17 protein-coding genes are annotated in these 17,484 nt (G+C 45.7%); 10 read left to right on the forward strand and 7 right to left on the reverse strand.

All coding sequences use genetic code 11. The annotated features are described in order from the left end of the window. The 5 genes from V6668_RS05120 to V6668_RS05140 all read left to right on the forward strand — a co-directional run bounded on the left by V6668_RS05120 (position 1) and on the right by V6668_RS05140 (position 5,055). The gene (locus V6668_RS05120; protein WP_338707866.1) at positions 1–477 is read left to right on the forward strand and encodes a hypothetical protein; all 477 of its coding nucleotides are present in this window, start codon (positions 1–3) and stop codon (positions 475–477) included. A 40-nt stretch (positions 478–517) separates the two neighbouring features. Continuing rightward, on the forward strand, positions 518–1,015 hold the full coding sequence (locus V6668_RS05125; protein ID WP_338707867.1) for a hypothetical protein: 498 nt from the start codon (positions 518–520) through the stop codon (positions 1,013–1,015). 225 nt (positions 1,016–1,240) lie between these two features. Further along, the gene (locus V6668_RS05130) at positions 1,241–1,567 is read left to right on the forward strand and encodes a nucleoside triphosphate pyrophosphohydrolase (RefSeq protein ID WP_036672582.1); all 327 of its coding nucleotides are present in this window, start codon (positions 1,241–1,243) and stop codon (positions 1,565–1,567) included. Beyond that, entirely contained in the window at positions 1,551–3,992 is a 2,442-nt protein-coding gene (locus V6668_RS05135; protein WP_036672581.1) for a DEAD/DEAH box helicase family protein, read from the forward strand. Before V6668_RS05130 ends, V6668_RS05135 begins: the two co-directional genes overlap by 17 nt. Before the next feature lie 463 nt (positions 3,993–4,455). Further along, positions 4,456–5,055, forward strand: coding sequence for a hypothetical protein (locus V6668_RS05140; protein ID WP_307539568.1), 600 nt, complete (start codon positions 4,456–4,458; stop codon positions 5,053–5,055). 147 nt (positions 5,056–5,202) lie between these two features. On the opposite strand, the gene V6668_RS05145 is transcribed toward V6668_RS05140, so the two are convergent. Genes V6668_RS05145 through V6668_RS05155 form a run of 3 tightly spaced genes read right to left on the reverse strand, consistent with a single transcriptional unit; the run spans position 5,203 to position 8,208 of the window. Then, complete coding sequence (locus V6668_RS05145) at positions 5,203–5,991, reverse strand: MerR family transcriptional regulator (RefSeq protein WP_338707868.1); 789 nt, start codon at positions 5,989–5,991, stop codon at positions 5,203–5,205. Continuing rightward, positions 5,966–6,892 (reverse strand): DUF2268 domain-containing protein, encoded by a 927-nt coding sequence (locus V6668_RS05150; protein ID WP_338707869.1) that lies wholly within the window; start codon positions 6,890–6,892, stop codon positions 5,966–5,968. The genes V6668_RS05145 and V6668_RS05150 overlap by 26 nt, the downstream gene beginning before the upstream one ends. 59 nt (positions 6,893–6,951) lie before the next feature. Beyond that, on the reverse strand, positions 6,952–8,208 hold the full coding sequence (locus V6668_RS05155) for an MFS transporter (RefSeq protein WP_076319379.1): 1,257 nt from the start codon (positions 8,206–8,208) through the stop codon (positions 6,952–6,954). A 276-nt stretch (positions 8,209–8,484) separates the two neighbouring features. Here V6668_RS05155 and V6668_RS05160 point away from each other — a divergent pair, with 276 nt between their 5' ends. Both V6668_RS05160 and V6668_RS05165 read left to right on the forward strand, forming a co-directional pair. Then, positions 8,485–9,783 carry a galactokinase gene (locus V6668_RS05160; protein WP_076319380.1) on the forward strand — a complete coding sequence of 433 codons (1,299 nt, stop codon included), beginning with the start codon at positions 8,485–8,487 and terminating at the stop codon, positions 9,781–9,783. A 166-nt stretch (positions 9,784–9,949) separates the two neighbouring features. Continuing rightward, a complete protein-coding gene (locus V6668_RS05165) occupies positions 9,950–10,231 on the forward strand; it encodes a hypothetical protein (protein WP_076319381.1) in 282 nt (93 codons plus the stop codon). 102 nt (positions 10,232–10,333) lie between these two features. Here the strand turns inward: V6668_RS05165 and V6668_RS05170 are convergent, their stop codons facing one another. Further along, the gene (locus tag V6668_RS05170) at positions 10,334–10,870 is read right to left on the reverse strand and encodes a hypothetical protein (RefSeq protein WP_076319382.1); all 537 of its coding nucleotides are present in this window, start codon (positions 10,868–10,870) and stop codon (positions 10,334–10,336) included. 209 nt (positions 10,871–11,079) lie between these two features. On the opposite strand from V6668_RS05170, the gene V6668_RS05175 reads away from it, so the two are divergent. After that, positions 11,080–11,442: a hypothetical protein gene (locus V6668_RS05175; protein WP_076319383.1), complete on the forward strand. Its 363-nt coding sequence runs from the start codon at positions 11,080–11,082 to the stop codon at positions 11,440–11,442. A gap of 128 nt (positions 11,443–11,570) precedes the next feature. Here V6668_RS05175 and V6668_RS05180 read toward each other — a convergent pair whose 3' ends face one another. Genes V6668_RS05180 through V6668_RS05190 form a run of 3 tightly spaced genes read right to left on the reverse strand, consistent with a single transcriptional unit; the run spans position 11,571 to position 15,326 of the window. Next, positions 11,571–12,734 (reverse strand): Ger(x)C family spore germination protein, encoded by a 1,164-nt coding sequence (locus V6668_RS05180; RefSeq protein ID WP_076319384.1) that lies wholly within the window; start codon positions 12,732–12,734, stop codon positions 11,571–11,573. Then, on the reverse strand, positions 12,731–14,233 hold the full coding sequence (locus tag V6668_RS05185; RefSeq protein WP_338707870.1) for a spore germination protein: 1,503 nt from the start codon (positions 14,231–14,233) through the stop codon (positions 12,731–12,733). Before V6668_RS05185 ends, V6668_RS05180 begins: the two co-directional genes overlap by 4 nt. Beyond that, on the reverse strand, positions 14,205–15,326 hold the full coding sequence (locus V6668_RS05190; protein ID WP_047841796.1) for a GerAB/ArcD/ProY family transporter: 1,122 nt from the start codon (positions 15,324–15,326) through the stop codon (positions 14,205–14,207). The genes V6668_RS05185 and V6668_RS05190 overlap by 29 nt, the downstream gene beginning before the upstream one ends. Positions 15,327–15,522: 196 nt before the next feature. Here V6668_RS05190 and V6668_RS05195 point away from each other — a divergent pair, with 196 nt between their 5' ends. Then, positions 15,523–16,416, forward strand: a complete 894-nt coding sequence (locus tag V6668_RS05195; RefSeq protein WP_100526557.1) for an NAD(P)-dependent oxidoreductase — start codon at positions 15,523–15,525, stop codon at positions 16,414–16,416. Between the two features lie 277 nt (positions 16,417–16,693). Next, on the forward strand, positions 16,694–17,425 hold the full coding sequence (locus tag V6668_RS05200) for a nuclease-related domain-containing protein (RefSeq protein WP_036606252.1): 732 nt from the start codon (positions 16,694–16,696) through the stop codon (positions 17,423–17,425). Positions 17,426–17,484 lie beyond the last annotated feature (59 nt).

Below are 17,484 nucleotides of genomic sequence, written 5' to 3' on the forward strand. Positions count from 1 at the left end.
GTGGATAAAGTGTCAAAAAGTATTTACATGAAAAGTAAAGAAGAGGTGCTTATGCCGGAACTTATGGCGTATACCTTGGCCAAATTAGGTTCGTATGAATGGAATAGAACAGAGATGTATAATCCGAATCGGATATATGAGAAACCTGCGGGTTTTTATTTTAGATTCCATAACGCTGATCAGCTTTACGAGGAATTAAAGCATTGTATTCAGCACTTTAAGGGAAACCTTGAGTGGATGATCTATGTAAGTCCTTTAACCAAAAATCAAAATTATGTCATTGAGCCAGCGGATGTGCACCATGCTAAACAAACTGAGGCATATCAAGTGAATTTGGAACTTGAGGAAGTGCTTCAAGATTCATATAAAGAAATCTGTGAGCAAGCCATTCAAGACATTCCATTGTTATGTAATCATATTGAGCAATGGTTTGGGTTGGAACATAAGCAACTACATGCGCCTACAATACCGAATTAATGTGATATGAAGAATTACCTGATGTAAGAGGGTCTGTATTGTGCAAAGTTTAGAAATCATTTTAATTGATTTTAACAAAAATAATCTGGATCGATTCATTAAGAATGATTTGAACATTCAGGCGGATCAGATCAAAAGTTCTCACTTTTATGATAACCGTAGTGAAAACGATATTGAATTTCAGCAAATAGAGAGCCTTGAAGAGATTCTTTCTCCTAAGGGAACGGGAAATGTATTGTTGTCTCAGCTTAACCGGGGTCATACCTTTAACGACGTGATGATTGTATTCTCATTTGATGAGGAATTTGGAGATATTGTAATTAACTTTCCTGGAGAGGAATTGTTCAGCGGAGAAAATTCAGAGACAACGTTAAAAGCTCAGAAGTTAATAGAGTATATTCTTGATATTAAGAACAAGTATGCAATTGAGAAGGTTAGAATCGGTTATGAACCAGCTATGGATGATGACACTTGCTTGGTCGAGATTGATAAAGAAACAACGAATATTAATGCTATTATCGCAAAACTGTTGGCTTAGAATCCTTCTTAACCAGAGTTTGATGCAGAACAATTAGACTTTAATTGGCAGAAAGCCCATTTCAACTCGAATACGAGTAGTCATGGGTTATTCTCATCTCCTCAATCGAATCTACTGCACTACAAAATCAATCCTTCCCTTACCACGGCAAATGGTATAATGGCAAAAAGGGAGATTCTAGCGCGAGGCTCGAAGGCTCTCACAGCAGAAAGGATGTTATACCACATGCCTACATACAACAAATTGGTGCGGGACAAGATCCCGCATATTATCACATCCAGCGGTAAGGAATGCCGCACACGCATTCTGGACCCGGAGGAGTATAAGCAAGAATTAAGAACGAAGTTGCAAGAAGAATCGGATGAGTACGTAAATGCAGCGAGTGATCAGGAAGCCCTAGAAGAACTAGCCGACATGCTGGAGGTCATCCGGGCGTTGGCGGAGGTACACGGGGCGAATGCGGCCCAGTTGGATAAGCTTCGAGCAGACAAAGCCGAGGAGCGTGGTGGATTCCAGGAACGGGTGTATCTGATCGATGTCGACGAAGCTTAACGTTAAACTCATTACAGATAACTTGGCAGACGAACTGATTGCCCGGATGCAACATGCATCCGGGATTTATATTATGACGTCCTTTATTATGCAGTCTGGTGTGAAGCTGCTGGCCCCGCACTTAAAGCGGGCGGCGGAGCGTGGGACCGAGGTGCGGATGCTCGCGGGAGATTATCTGTACATAACACAGCCAGAAGGATTGCGGGCGCTGTGTGAGGTTCATCCCCGAATTGAGACACGGCTGTGGCGAAGTATGGGCACTTCTTTTCACCCGAAAGCGTATCTGTTCGATCATGACAACGGGGAAGGACTGCTGATTGTCGGCTCGTCTAACTTTTCGTTCACGGCGCTCAAGACGGGGTATGAATGGAATCTGGCGATGAATGCGGAAGCGGAGCCGTATACGTTCCAGATGGCTTTGGACAAATTCATGCAGAGCTTCTACCACGAGACAACCTTGCCAGTGAACCCGGATTCGATTGCGCTGTATGAGGAAGAGTACCGCAAATATCACCAGAAGAACCCGGAGATGATCCAGCGGATCATGGAGATGGAAGAAGCAGAGTTCGAGACGGGGCTACCTGAGGACAAAGAGGAAGAAGCCGCCGAGCTGTCGCTTGCCCCGATTCAGCCGCGTTTGGCGCAGTTGGATGCGCTTGAAGCACTCCAGGGCACGATGGAGGAGCAGTACGACAAAGCGATGGTCGTCATGGCGACCGGGCTTGGCAAAACGTATCTGGCGGGTTTCTTCGCCCAGCGGTTCCAGCGGGTGCTGTTTGTGGCGCACCGGGAAGAGATTTTGTTCCAGGCGAAGAAGTCTTTTCAGCGGATCATGCCGGAGCGCAGTCATGGGATCTATAACGGACAGTACAAGGATGGGGCGGCGGATTGTGTGTATGCTTCGATCTTTACGCTGAGTATGCAGAAGCACCGGGATGGATTTGCGGTGGATGCCTTTGATCTGATTGTGGTGGATGAGTTTCATCATGCGGCGGCGAAGACGTACATGTCAGTGATTGAGCATTTTCAGCCTAAGTTCCTTCTGGGCATTACGGCTACCCCGGATCGGCTGGATGGCAAGGATGTGTATGCGCTCTGTGATGGGAATGTGGCTTACCAGATGCATTTTATTGAAGCGATCCGGCGAGGTTGGCTGGCGCCATTTCAATATTACGGGGTATTCGACGATACGGACTATTCGCAGATTCGCTGGATCGGGACAAAGTATGATGAAGAACAGCTCATGGCCGTTCAATTGCAAGAGGAGCATGTAGAGACGATCTATGCAGCCTGGGTCCGACACAAGCAGACGAGAACGATTGGTTTTTGCTCGTCGATCCGTCAGGCGGATTATTTGGCTGCGTATTTTCGCAGTCAGGGGGTGAAGGTGCTCAGTCTTCATTCGCGAACATCGGAAATGTCGCGGGAGGAAGCGATTCGGCAGCTTGATGCGGGTGAGTTGGAGGTTGTGTTAACGGTGGACCTGTTCAATGAAGGTACGGATATTCCGAGTGTAGACACGCTACTCTTTGTGCGTCCAACGGAGTCGCTTACGGTGTTCACTCAGCAGGTAGGTCGCGGTTTGCGGCTGGCGGAAGGCAAATCACATTGCGTCATCATTGACCTGATCGGGAATTACCGCAATGCGGATGTAAAGTTGAGTCTGCTGGATGTGCGCGGGGAGCTGGAGGGAACCGCGAAAGACCGGGATTCGGCTGTACCGGAAGTTCCAGACAACTGCGGGATTCATCTGGAGACCCGAGTGGTGAATCTGCTTCAGGAGCTAAGCCGCAAACGGCTGCCGCGCCGCGAGAAGCTGCATCAGGATTTTTTGGATGTGAAGCGAGAGCTGGGGCGTATTCCGACTTATCTGGAGTTGCATCTGATGGGGCGTTCGAAGAGTATCGGATATCGAAGCGATTTTGGTTCCTATGTTGGATTTCTCTATTGGGCGGAGCTGCTGTCCCCTGCTGAGGGAGAGGTGTACGTCCGGCATGAGGCGTGGCTGCGTGATGTGGAGAAGACACTCATGAACAAAAGCTACAAAATGATCGTGCTGCTGTACATGCTGGAGCGAGGCGAAGCGCACTGGATGGACCCGATCACGCCGGGGGAGATGGCGAGTTTTTTCCATACGTACCTGACGGAGAAGGAATATCGGAAACGGAAAGACTTTTCGGACAAAGGCAAACTTGCGCTATGGGAATGGAATGAGAAGACGGCAACGGAGATTGAAAAGTTGATTATCGACATGCCAATGTCCAAGTGGAGCGGGGCGAAGAGTAGTATGACCCGTTTCGAGAATGGCGTGTTCTCGCTGAATGTAAAAGTGCATGATAGGGAGGAACAGGCAGTGTTATATCGCTGGACACGGGAAATATGTCTGTATCGGCTGCATACGTATTTTGAGCGAGGAAGTTATTGATAAGTAGCGAGAAGAAGTTCTTATACAGTCAGTCAAATTGAAATTTTACTTGGCAAATAAAAATTTACCAAGAAGAGAAAGCAAAAAGCGTACCAATGGAGTAGTGGTACGCTTTTTGCTTACTTGAAATTAACTTTTTGTAGTTCACTTATATTATTCGAATAGGGGGAACTGTCTAATAATTGCAGAGAGATCGAACAACAAATATATCAACTTAAAAAAGATTAGACATTATTAATATTAAAAGAGGGTTTTATTTTAATTTATTGAATAATATATAATATATGGAAGTGGTATCGTGATAAGGAGGTGAACTATTTAGACTTATTTTTTATTAAAAAGTAGATTGTGCCAGAAACTAGTCCAGCTAAGATAAGAAGGCTAACAACGAGAATAAGTATATTATTCCACACAATGTGCATTGTCGAAACCCCTTTCATAATAATTTTTAGGAGGTTTTAAAGTGAAGAAGATCAGTATGTTATTGACATTATTCTTGGTTTCAATATCCATTTCCGTTCTTTTTACTAATTCAGCCCACGCAAGTACAGGTGAGGAAGATACAGCCTTAAAAATACAAAATATACTAGATAAGTATGAAGTGAACGAACCATTTTCTGACGAAGATACACAATATTTAAAAGAAAACTCAGCTTTAAACAATAATATAACATATATTCAAAATAAAGGGGACGTATCAGTCTTTTCGGTATCAAAGAAATTTTTCACAGGTAACAATAAAACATTAGCTTTAACTGGTTATGTAGAATACGATAACGGATTCGGTAAAAATAGTTGGAATTTCTATATGGACGCATGGGACACAGCTGGCATAAAAAGAAACATCCGAGCAGAAGTTAAAATTGATTGTGTAGGTATTGTAAATTTTGAAACTGGAGCAATAGGTAAAATCTATAACAATACAGTAAGCCAGACATCGTCTGGCAAAGTGGATTTCCTTACCTTAAATAAGTCTGATTCATTCACAGGCCTACCTATGTTTGTTTATTATTATCCAAAGGCTACATTTGACGGAGTTGATTTAGCCGGTGAGTTCAGATAAAAACATTTCTAGAAATTAAAATATCCATCATCAAACCCATGGCTAAGGTGCTCTAGCCATGGGTTTATTAGATTGATCATTTACATAATGGGGCGTTTAATTGATATTACCATTGTTCCGTGTTTTTTCAGTGCGTTCTTTCGGAGGTCACCTAAAATCTTTCACACCTGATACCTCCCCAACCTCCACATAAACCATAATCGCTTGATACAAAAACCTCAAAAAATTCTCATCGTCAAACTGATCAAAATAACCCGCATAGCGACGATCCGTCGTATAGGCTTCAGCAATACACCTCAGAATCTCAATATCACAGACCATAAACTGCTCCAGACAACTCTTCCATTTACGCACTAACGCTTGTACCTCACCAGAAGCAGGGGACAGATCCTGATGTTTCGCCAATTCCCGAAATACCTGCTCTACGTTGACCGAGAACTGCTGGTAGGCTATTTCTTGCTCTTCCGCAGACAGCTCGCTCACATTAGCTTCGAATTCCTGATATTTCTCGGTGTCTCCATAGACAAACTTTGCCTCGGATTCATATTGCTCTTGAATAGACAGAATGGAAGAGTCATCAAACAGATTAAGATGAGAGATATCCGTTCCATCCACATACTCGTCCAACTGGTCGATGATGGTTTCGAGCTTTTGTTTTCGTTGAACGAGTGTACTGCGGTGCTCTCTCAGGATTTCTTTCTGTTCGTCTTTGGAGAGTTGCATCATGGCTGCAATGTCTTTTAATGAGAAATTCATTTCTTTGAACAAGAGAATCATCTGCAGATTCCCCAGTGCCTCTTGATCATAATAGCGATAGCCGTTGTCCTCGACTTTGCTCGGTTTCAATAGATCCGTTTTATCATAATAATGTAATGCGCGTTTGGTGATGCCAGTAATCTGAATGATATCTTTAACGGTGAAATAGGGTGTCTTCATTCCAAAATTCCTTTGTTTCAGCAAGAATGACACTTGCCGGAGTGATGGTTGCTTGGGTAATCGGTGTACCTGTTTTGTTCAGATAATATTGGATTAAGTGATAACCGCAAGAATAGCCAGCCGCATAGGGCATACCTACGGGCGTGAAGTTTTGCATGATGGCAAGTTCATCGCCGTATAGATACGGATTAATTTGGTCAAAACCGGTGACATGCAGCTGGTCTTTCATCTTCGGTTTGATTACTTTATTCAAAGTCTCCATATCCGTTTTAGCTACCCAGGGGCCTAGCAACTCTTCTCCATACAGGGATGTCGCAAAGCTCTCGGCCAGCCCCTCACTAACAACCATTTCCCCAAGCGTAATCTGTGGATTCCACTGGATATATTGATACCTTACGTTATGATTGCATTCATGGGCTAACACGGATTGCATACGAGGTAGAGTATACCTATTGGGGATCAGGTTCGCAATAATATAACCCGGGATTCCACCATCTCCGCTGATGCCTTCGTTCATGGTGAGTGATGGACTGTTCTTGTCGCCTAATAAAATCGTGTATAGATATTCGGAGACCGATAGCTCAATCCCATGATCTGTAAAGGTGGATAGACTCGTACGAACAGCTTCATGACACTGTTGCCAAAATGCCTCAGACGAAATCGCTGCTAACGATTCGTTAATCTCAGGTGTGATATCTGCTGGAGCGATATTCATAAAGTTATTCATCATAATCACGTCGAAGCCGTGAGGCTCTTGAGAGCGAAACGGGATCTGTTGAATGTTCCATTTGTTCATGAATGGACTCATCATTCGCTCGCGGTATAACTCCAATTTCTCATCGGGTGCAGCCTGGATGATCTCCTCATAGATTTGATCTGAACGTAACGCGGTAATCTTCATCTTTAATCTCTCCTTCATGTAAGCTTGAGATCATTATCAAGTATGACCTAACGTAACAGTCAAGCGTTGAAGTTACGCTGCTGGCTCTCTGAACGGTTCTTCATCTTCATAGTGAACACCAGACCAGACAGGATATAGATCAGGCTTAACAAGAGGTAAGGGAGTTGCAGCGAGAATACGCGATCAAATGTCGTTTCACTAACCCGCACCAATAATCCGCCGAGAAGCGTACCAATGGCACTGATCCCAAAGGACAAAAAGCGAAACACACTTCCGACCCGGCCAAGCATCTCATTAGGAACGGAACGTTGCAGGATGGAGGAACGGGTAACATTGTAGACAATAATGAAAAATGCAGCACAGAAATACAGGCCGCCTACCATATATGCATTTGTAGTAAGACCCACCACACCGTAGATGATTCCCATGCACAGAATGGAGGAAATAATCAATTGTTTTGTACTCCATTTCTTACGCATATATGCAACAGCCTGGCTCCCTACAATGCTGCCGATTGTTGCAATGGAGATGAGAATACCGAATGCAAAAGCATCCAACTGAAGCACATCTCGTACAAAAAAGATCTGAGTAGCCAAGATAATCGAATACATCAGCGTAATGGTGACAGATAGAATGGCTAATCCGCGGAGAAAACGATCATGATAGACATATTGAATACCGGACCACATCTCACGTTTCCAATTTTTCATCGGGCGAACTTCCTTCTTGGTTGTTTCCGTATCCCCTGGGTAGAAGTTTCCCTTCAAACTGATTAAAAAAAGCAGAGCAACTACAGCCGTTACGGCGTCTATGGCAAAAGGAAAAACAATATGCAGGGTGATAATGAACCCTCCCAGGGCAACGCCCAGAATATCACTTGTGATTAACTGTCCGGCGGTGAACTGCCCATTCGCTTTTTCCAATTTACTCTCATCTACCAGTTGAGGGATGACCGTCTGCACCGTGCTGTCGAATACAACTCGGCTCAGGCCAATACCAAACATGAACAGAGCCAGAATCGGAATGCTCACCCATCCTCCCCAGATGCATAACGTCAGTCCAAGCAGAAGGAGCATTCGAGTAAAACCTGCGCCAATCAGCATATGTTTGCGTGAGTAACGGTCGATGAGGACACCTACAGGAAGACTGAATAGTAGCCAGGGTAAACGAAGTGCCGTCATGGTGACAGAAGCATACAGCGTATCGCTTGTAAGGGTTGATATGAGCCAAGGAACCGCAGCCAGTGTAAGTCCATCACCCAAAAATGTAAGCGAAAATGCACCGAATAACTTGGTATAGTTTGACTTGATTTTCATCGTTCCCTCCACCAATAAGATGTTAAGCATAGCAACTCCGAGGTTGGAAAATAATGTGTTTTCACTTATACCAAATTTAAGTTATTACAAAATGGTTTTCAATCCTATTTTTACATTAAATAACTTCACAAAACGCTTACAAACTTTCAATTCTACCCTACCTTTTCCGCTACGAAGCTGAGATAATGGGAGAGGAATAAGGTATGAAACAGACGCGACAACCATGTTTACCAACAGTCTAAAAATAAAAGCTGCATATCCATAGGAGGATTATTAATGACGACACAACCATTGAATCTGATCCAATCCACGGAGGGCCAAGCGTTGCTTGCCCAAATGTATGGACAATCACAAGTAGAGGAACAGATCGCACGTTACACGAAGCTGAACGCAACGTTTGAAGAGTACTTTGGCGCACAAGAAGGAAGCAAGTTGTTCAGCGCATCAGGACGCAGCGAGATTGGCGGCAATCATACGGATCATAACCATGGTAAAGTGCTGGCGGGCAGCATTACGCTGGATACGATTGCAGTGGCTGCACCAACTGCGGATTCCGTTATTACGTTTTACTCAGAAGGCTATGACAAGAAATATGTAATCGATCTCACGAATCTTAAACCAAATACGGAAGACGATGGCACAACAGCATTGATTCGCGGTATGGCTGCAGGATTTGGAGAATTCGGATATAAGGTAGGCGGCTTCCAGGCGTACCTCTCAAGTAATGTGTTCTCAGCATCTGGGGTGAGTTCCTCGGCGTCATTTGAGATGCTGATCTGTACGATTTTGAATCATTTCTATAACGATGGAGCACTGGATGTTGTGACCTTGGCCAAAATCGGTCAGTATGCGGAGAATCACTATTGGAACAAACCTTCGGGTCTGCTGGATCAGATGGCTTGTGCGTACGGCGGACTCATTGCTATTGATTTTGAAAATCCTGCACAGCCGGTCATCGAGCCTGTTCAGTGGGATTTCCAACAAAACGGCTACTCATTGGTCATTGTGAATACGGGCGGTAACCACGCCGATCTGACGGAAGATTACGCTGCTGTGCCATATGAGATGAGAGCGGTTGCTCAGGCGCTCGGCAGTGAGTATGTTCGGGAAATTACAGCTGACGCAATCTACGCCAACCTCAAGAAGGTTCGTGAAGCTGCTGGGGATCGTGCCGTGCTGCGTGCACTTCATTTCCTGGAGGAAAATAATCGTGTCGATGGTCAGGTTCAGGCGTTGCGTGATGGACGTTTTGCTGATTTCTTGAAACTGATTACGGCGTCCGGGAACTCATCATGGAAGTGGCTGCAGAATGTATATCAGAGTGGTGCTGTGAAGGAACAGGAGATTGGCATCGCGCTGGCACTGACCGAGAATTATCTGCAAAACCTGGGTGATGGCGCTTGTCGTATTCATGGTGGTGGATTCGCAGGGGTTATTCTGACGATCCTTCCAAACGAAAAAGTAGAAGAGTATATGTCATGGATGCACGACATGTTGGATACGCCGATTATCGTCGTTAATGTGCGTGCACAGGGTGCGGTATGCTTGAATGCATTGATCGCTAACGCGAGCTAAATAGCACTCAGTTAAATAGTTCTAACATGATTCTACGAAGTCTGGGCTATGCCCGGGCTTTTTGGATTGTCCATTTTTTTTTAAAACTTCAAACCTTGAAGGTCTGTAATGTGTTATTTAAGTAGTGGCTATATCTCAATAATGTTCTTATGAGAGGAAGGGTTAGATGAGTACACCTACAGTGGCTGGGCAGGAAGAGGCTCAATTATACGAGGAGTTGCGGCATGCGATCGATGAATTCGAAGAGGGCGAGCAGCGGCAAATAGTTCTGAATCAAATGATCAGACGGCTCAAGTTTGCCAAGTGGCGTAAAGATCGGATGCGCAAGGTCGATGCATACTGTCAAAAGATCAAGCCCGCGACACTTTGGATCATATTAGCCACAGGCGCACTTGCACCAGTCTTGCTGTTTAGCATGTTCATCTGGGTATCGTTGTGGGTGGAATGAAGCTGTAGAGAAGAGTGTACATTATGAAGTTAATAAAAAAGAACCGTTAACCATCGGATTATCGTATTCCGACTGTAACGATTCTCTGAACTATCTTTAGGGTTAGTGGGACATTTGCGTAGACTTACCGTCTAAAGATTGCACTTGTCCCTGGATATACTGGTGGTAATCGCGGAAGCTGCTGATGTGATGCAAGGAATCGGAATTCTCGGACTGAATTTTAATTTTGCCGTCCTGAGGCAGATTTTTCATCTCAGCAATGACGGATTTGGAACCTTGGATATCGCCGGACATGTCCTGGATTCGCTGTAATAATGCCGGATGTCCTTCATGTTGGAGCATTTCGGCGAGCGGTCTCATTTCCTCCAACTTTTGACTCGACCGTTCAAGTGTGGTCATCACTTTGTCTCCATCTGTACTTGCGCTAAGCGAAACCATTCGGTGGATGTGATCTTTCTCCATGCGCTCAAGCGCTTCAAGATGGGAAGCTTCCAGTCGTTTGGGATCGCTCCAACTCTCCGATCGAACGGTGTCATTCTGTTGCTGGGAAGCATTATTCGCAGTGCCATTGCCACAGCCCCATAACAGAGTTGAGCAGGTTAACACGGCTCCAACGGCGATGATACTTTTTAACCTCATGCTGTCACTCCTTCAATAATTTCCTGAAGGTAGTATGAGCAATAATATCCAATATCATGCTTCATCTTTTCATTTCTTTCCCATAATAACCTTTAAAAATGGAGCGTACATACTTTTGGCTACGGATAATCAAAGTGATAGTAATGTAGCAAATGACCCCAATAAGTGAAGTTACAATTGCAACGTTATGTAATGAGGTGAGAAGCTTTATGAATCTTTATACTAATAACATATGGCGCTGGACCATAAATCTTCTGTATCCCGCCATTATCTTTGTCTTCCAGAGCTGGGGACCGATATTGGATTCTTGGATAGGTCCTATTTTGTTCGTCGCGGTGTTCTGCTTTCTATGGAGCGATGTAAAAGACATGTTCGTTTCGACAGGATTGACATGGTTTATTGCCATCCCGTGTTGGTGGTATTGGATTGAGCGTCCGAAACCATCGTTTGGTGCGGAGAATTTTGCCGCACATCTATGGTTAATTGTACTTATGTATATTGTTTTTGTGCTCATTCCTCAGACCTTAATCCTGACTACTCGGTTGCGGGTGATGCATTATTATAAGAAGTAAAAGTTAATGGAATGGAAACTTCGCTGTCATAGATCTGCATGATCCGAACTGCAAACGAGCGACATTCATATACACAAACACCCCTTATCCGTCGTTCCATACCGGACAAGGGGTGTTTTACGCGTTTCCTACACTTTCCTTTTATATTTCCCTGTATATGGGATGGTGAGATGGATTTTCAGATCTTTAATCGAGTCTTCGGTAAGCATCATCTTGCTGCCATTGTTGGATAACTTACGCCAGAGTTTCGGATTTTTGCGATACAGCTTCTCCTGAAGACCGTAAATATCCACACCACGCTCAAGGCCGTGACGATAGGTCTGCATGATCTGCTCCCGCAACTTCACTTCACTAATCTGGATCATCTCTTCATACGAGGTGGGCACCAGGTATTCGTACAGGGCAGTGAGGTAGTGGGCGTCAATGTTGAACGTAACGTCTTCACCCTGAATAACAGGTTTAATTTTGATCTTTGGTAATCCTACACTGAGTGCCCCATAGATCGTTCCATCCTTCTGCACAAGCAAGGGAGCACGACGCATGTCTTTGATTAGCCAGTGATAACCGGGAAGCTGACTGCGTGGAAAGTATTCAAAGTCATAGCCAGTCTTTTCAAAAAAGGCCCCTTCCACCAGAAACAAATCATGTTTCTTCTCATTCTCAGCCCACTGGGTATCGTTCAATGCAATACTTGGCAGATACGTCGTGGTAGCGGGATCATTATGTGTTGCAATGAGCTTAAAGCTAAGCACAGGCGGGTACAACGATTCTTCCATGTACGTGGGAAGTGGATTGTGAAGAATGCTGTCCAGTGGCGACATATTATAGATGGACGTTGCACTCAGGATTTTCTCCAGAGGCGCTCGTGTTCCATACACCCAGGTTGTATAACGGGATTCTGGAAACCGTCCCAGCATGTCGAACACTTCTTTGATATGTTTGCTGGTCAGCACACCTTCGGCCATAACGATGGCTGTCACATGCCCCCAAGCCATGTGTAATTGAGCCGTACGGAACAGTTCGTTCAGCGCCAGACTCATGGTTTTCCCTTCGGCATGTCCGACCCATACAGGCGGTGTATCAGCACTTTTGGTTGAACTTTCACTTTTGGCGACACTGGCAAAATCCAGCGTTTGTACATACAGGTGATACATGCCGTCCTTATAATCAATCCCAAAGGCTTTGGCGTAGTCCACCTGTTGAATCTCAAAGGCACTCCAGCACCCACTTGTCATCACGCACATCGATAGGCTTAACAAACCCAGCAAACATCGCTGTAACAAGTGTTTCATCGTTCGTTCCCTTTCTTGCGGGGCTCCTGGGTCTCGAGATAGACGGGTCTTCGTTTACCTAACCCCTTTGGCAGTTTGAATAATGAAGCTATCGCTTGTTTGAAATGAAGGGGTGTTAACGGCGTGAGATACGGAATGCCAAATGATTTGAGATCGGTCAGGTAGATAAGGAACATAATCAACGACAGGATGAACCCATAGATGCCGAGGGATGCCCCCAGGACAAAACAAAGGAACCGCAGGATCAGCACAGAACTGGTCATGACCTGATTCACAATGGTTGCTCCAGCTACGACAGTAACTGCGATGATGACAATCATGAGGGGAGAGACCATGCCGGCTCGAATGGCGGAATCTCCGATAATCAGACCTCCAACGACAGTTAGTGTCTGGCCGATGGCACTTGGCAAACGTACCCCTGCCTCACGGAACAGCTCCATCAGCAGCATAATGAGAAACATCTCCATTCCCGATTCCATCGGAAGTCCCATGCGTCCAACCGAGATCGTTGCGACTAGAGGAAAGGGGATCTGATCCATATGAAAGGATGTCAGCGCAATATAAAAGCCAGGTAGGAACACGGTGATCATCAGGCCAAGAAAGCGCAGCATCCGTCCTACGTTCACAGGCAAGAAGGGAAAGCTGGCATCCTCCGGTGATTTGAGCAAAAGAAACAGATTGACTGGCCCAATAATGGCGCTGGGATTGCCGTCTACAATGAGGATAAAACGTCCATTCAGGAGACATTCTGCAGCAAAGTCAGGCCTGCCCGTATAATGGGTGACGGGAAACAAAGTAATCTTCGAAGGCGACAGCAATTCTTCCAGTTCATTGGCGGTCAAGATGCGTTCGGTCTCAATCTTACGCAACCGATCCTGGACGTCTTCGATTAGCTCCGGATTGGCGATATTCTTGATATACATCAATGCCACCTTGGTTGCAGAACGTGTACCGATCAGTTCGATATTACAGGCCAGTTGGTTCGTACGCAGACGGGTGCGTATCAAGGCAACATTAACGGCAAGTGGTTCAATGAACCCATCTCTTGCCCCGCGGATCGAAACTTCGGTGGTCGATTCCTCCGGTGTTCGAGTAGGGATGTTAGATATATCAATACTCCACATGGTTTGAAGGGAAGGAATACAGATCAACATATGGCCTTCAAAAACACGGAGAGACATCAGTTCAGTTCCAAATGCCGGATCTTGGAGATCCATTCGGGTCCAATCTAGGCTGATGCACTTTTCAATATCGGATGTACGGATAAAGTGTGTATTTTCATATGTTCGTTTGAGTTCCGGGAGAATAATATCGTAGATCGCTTCACTATCTACCATACCGCTGCAATAGGTCATAATGAGTTGCATCGGAGGTTCTCCGATCATATGACTATTGATGATGACATCATCAGATCCGGCAAAAAAGGTATTCAGGTTATGCTCGTTCATTCGGAACGGTTCAACGTCAGGATTATTCTTGGGTTGGGTTGAGATCGGCACGTTTGGGAGCCTCCTTGTCCTTTTTGTGGATTAATGCGGCAATGGTCAATATTACGGTAACGATGGATACATAAGCGAGCATGACCGGGAACTGAATATGGTCCACATAATAATCCACGTAATCAATGCGCCACCATTGCATCGCCATGAAGCTCATGATGACGGTAATGGTGAGAATCGCGATATATCGTTTCTTCGGTCTGCGGAAATTCAGCAGATCCACGATGAGATACATGGATATGGCGACCCTTGCGAAGGAACCACTGAGCCACTGATAGATGGACAGAAAATCAACGTGTTGCAAAAGTTTGCCGATATTCACAAGTTTCCATTGCTCATAGGGACTGTTTCGTTGTTTGGCTGCTTCTTCGGGACCAAATTCCACGATGGCTCCGATGGTTGGTCCGATCGCCATACTGAGCATAAACACGCCAAGGATCAGAACGTGCCACCAACGAATTTTGCCTTTGACTTCATGTTGGAACAACATAAGAATCCAGATTTCCATAAGCCCGGCAAGAGAGTAGATCATGCCCCGCCACACGGGACCCATACCGTTCTCCATAATCGGGAACAATAGACTGTAGTCTTTGTATTTCATATTGGCGGACATTACAAAATAACCTAGCAAAATTACAAAGGGCAGCAGCAGACTGGAAGTCATCGCAATGGAGCGTATGCCTTTAGCCGCTGCCCACGCGGCAACCAATGCTCCGCCACCTGCCAGAACATAGGGAGGTGTGAATTGAAGATACGTTGATACGGTCCAGTTGGTTGTCTCATACAGCGTATGCGTGCCAAGCGTGAATAGCAGAATGGAAGCGGAGATCCGGAAGATCCAGGAAGGGACCGCCCCGAATTCTCGAGTAATCCAATCTGTTAATCGTTGTCCACGTACACGGCGAATAATGATGTACATCATACATAGAAACAACATAAAAAAAGGTCCTGCCGCCACGACAGACAACCATCCGTCTCTGCCGCCAGCTTCGAGAATTGCTGGAATGGACAAGACATGGCAGACCAGTCCGGCACTTAATAAAATGATGGAAAAGGATAACCAGATGGTAATTTGACCTTTTTCACGACTCATGCGAATCCTCCTTTCCAATGAAGGAAGTTTCCGTTAGGTTGTACAGCATACAGGAAGTTGATTCCTTTTTCAGATTTTTTCACAGAAAGCGGCAAACGAGATGGACGAGCCAGACAGAAAGCTTTAACATACAGATATAGCAATGTCCGAAGACAAGCACTGAGCGAAGTATAGAGAAATAGGGAGGAAACCGGCGATGACAAATACGACGAAGACACCTGGAGAGACAAAAGTTGGCTTTATTGGTACAGGCGTGATGGGTAAAAGCATGGCTGGGCACATCCAGCAAGCGGGATATCCGCTGCATGTGTACACACGAACTGCTGCCAAAGCGGAAGCGTTGGTGAAAGAAGGTGCCGTATGGCATGACACACCAGGCAAACTGGCAGCTGCGTGTGATGTCATCATCACAATGGTGGGGTATCCGAAAGATGTAGAGGAGATCTATCTCGGTAAGGATGGTCTCGTAGCCAATGCCAAACCGGGTTCATATCTGATTGATATGACAACATCCAGTCCGCTACTGGCTGCACGAATCTTTGAAGCTGCGGAAGCCAAAGGACTGCATGCACTGGACGCGCCTGTGTCGGGCGGTGATATCGGAGCGCAGAACGCGAAGCTGTCCATTATGGTTGGTGGTAGTTCGGAGGCCTTTGAAGCCGTGCGTCCGCTGTTTGAGCAGATGGGCACCAACATTGTGTTGCAAGGCAAGGCGGGAGCCGGGCAGCATACCAAAATGTGCAACCAGATTGCCATTGCCTCTGGCATGATGGGTGTATGCGAAGCACTTGCCTATGCCAAGACGTCTGGTCTGGACGCGGAGACCGTGCTGAAGAGCATTGCTACCGGTGCAGCCGGAAGCTGGTCGCTCAGCAATCTCGGTCCGCGCATGATCGCAGGCGATTATGAGCCTGGATTCTATGTGAAACATTTTATCAAAGACATGGGAATTGCACTGGAGTCTGCAAAAGCGATGGGCATGAAAACGCCTGGGTTGGCCCTGGCCGAATCCCTGTATCAGGAAATAGCGAATAATGGTCTGGAAGAGAAGGGTACTCAGGTGCTCTACACCTATTATCTTCAGGCTTAACAACCAAGAGAACAGCAGCGTATTCTTTTTCTATTCAGGAAAGGGTTGCGCTGTTTTTTTTAATTTTGCGGCTTGTTTATGCGTCTAAAGTCACGAAATTGGTTAAATATTCATATGTGCTTTGCGTATTGGAGAGATTTTGATCGTTTTCCCTTTATTTTTACCCCGCTTTATCCGACATAAGTAATAGAAGTTTACATAATGAATGTGTCAAAGGATGTTATTCCTCCTGTAATGGTCACCCGTAACCCACACTATAATAGAACGGAGCTTGCCCATGTTCAAGAAAATCCTGTCTCTGTTCAAGACACAACCAGAGCTTGCGAACCAGATTACAGCCTCCGCTTCAGCGTTACCATCAACGACAACCATTCCCCCGCGTATGGTCCGTAGTAAGCGCAAGAAAAAAGCGGAAGGGGATTGGACACGCCAGCCGGAGGAGCCTAGTACAGCAGATCAGCTGATAGGTCTTCCAAGTCAATATAAAGTGCTGAATGACCTGCTCGTTACCAATCCGAAGTCACGCTCCGGTTATTCGCAGATTGATCATGTCGTAATCGGTCCTCGGGCAATCTTCGTGATCGAAACCCGAAATCTGACGACAGGTGAGATTCGCGGCGGAAGAAGAGAGGCCAATTGGTCGGTCAGCAGCAGCCGGGTCAAAATGTACAATCCACTCATGCAGCATCGTGCACATGTGGAAGCCATCCATGCACACCTCGGAGACTACAAAAGAGTACGCCTTGTCTCCATGGTGACTTTCACCAACCGTTGCCGCATCAGTGTTGATCCTGCTGTGAGGTATGTGAACTCGGATGAACTGATCATCTACGATCATGAATTGGTGGAAACGATTCAGCGGAAGACGGAACGACTTGAGAGTGAGGTTCCCGAAACCGTATTTCAAGAGAAGGATATCCAGGCGATCTACGCTCTGTTATCATCGGTCAATTCCACCGATCCTCAGATTCGGTCAGAGCATATGGAGAAGGCTAAAGGTATCAAATAATTACGCTTTACGAACACTGTTGTCCATACGGGCGACAGTGTTTTGTGTTGCGGTGGTAG

This window comes from Paenibacillus amylolyticus (assembly GCF_036894225.1).
GTDB lineage: Bacteria > Bacillota > Bacilli > Paenibacillales > Paenibacillaceae > Paenibacillus > Paenibacillus amylolyticus.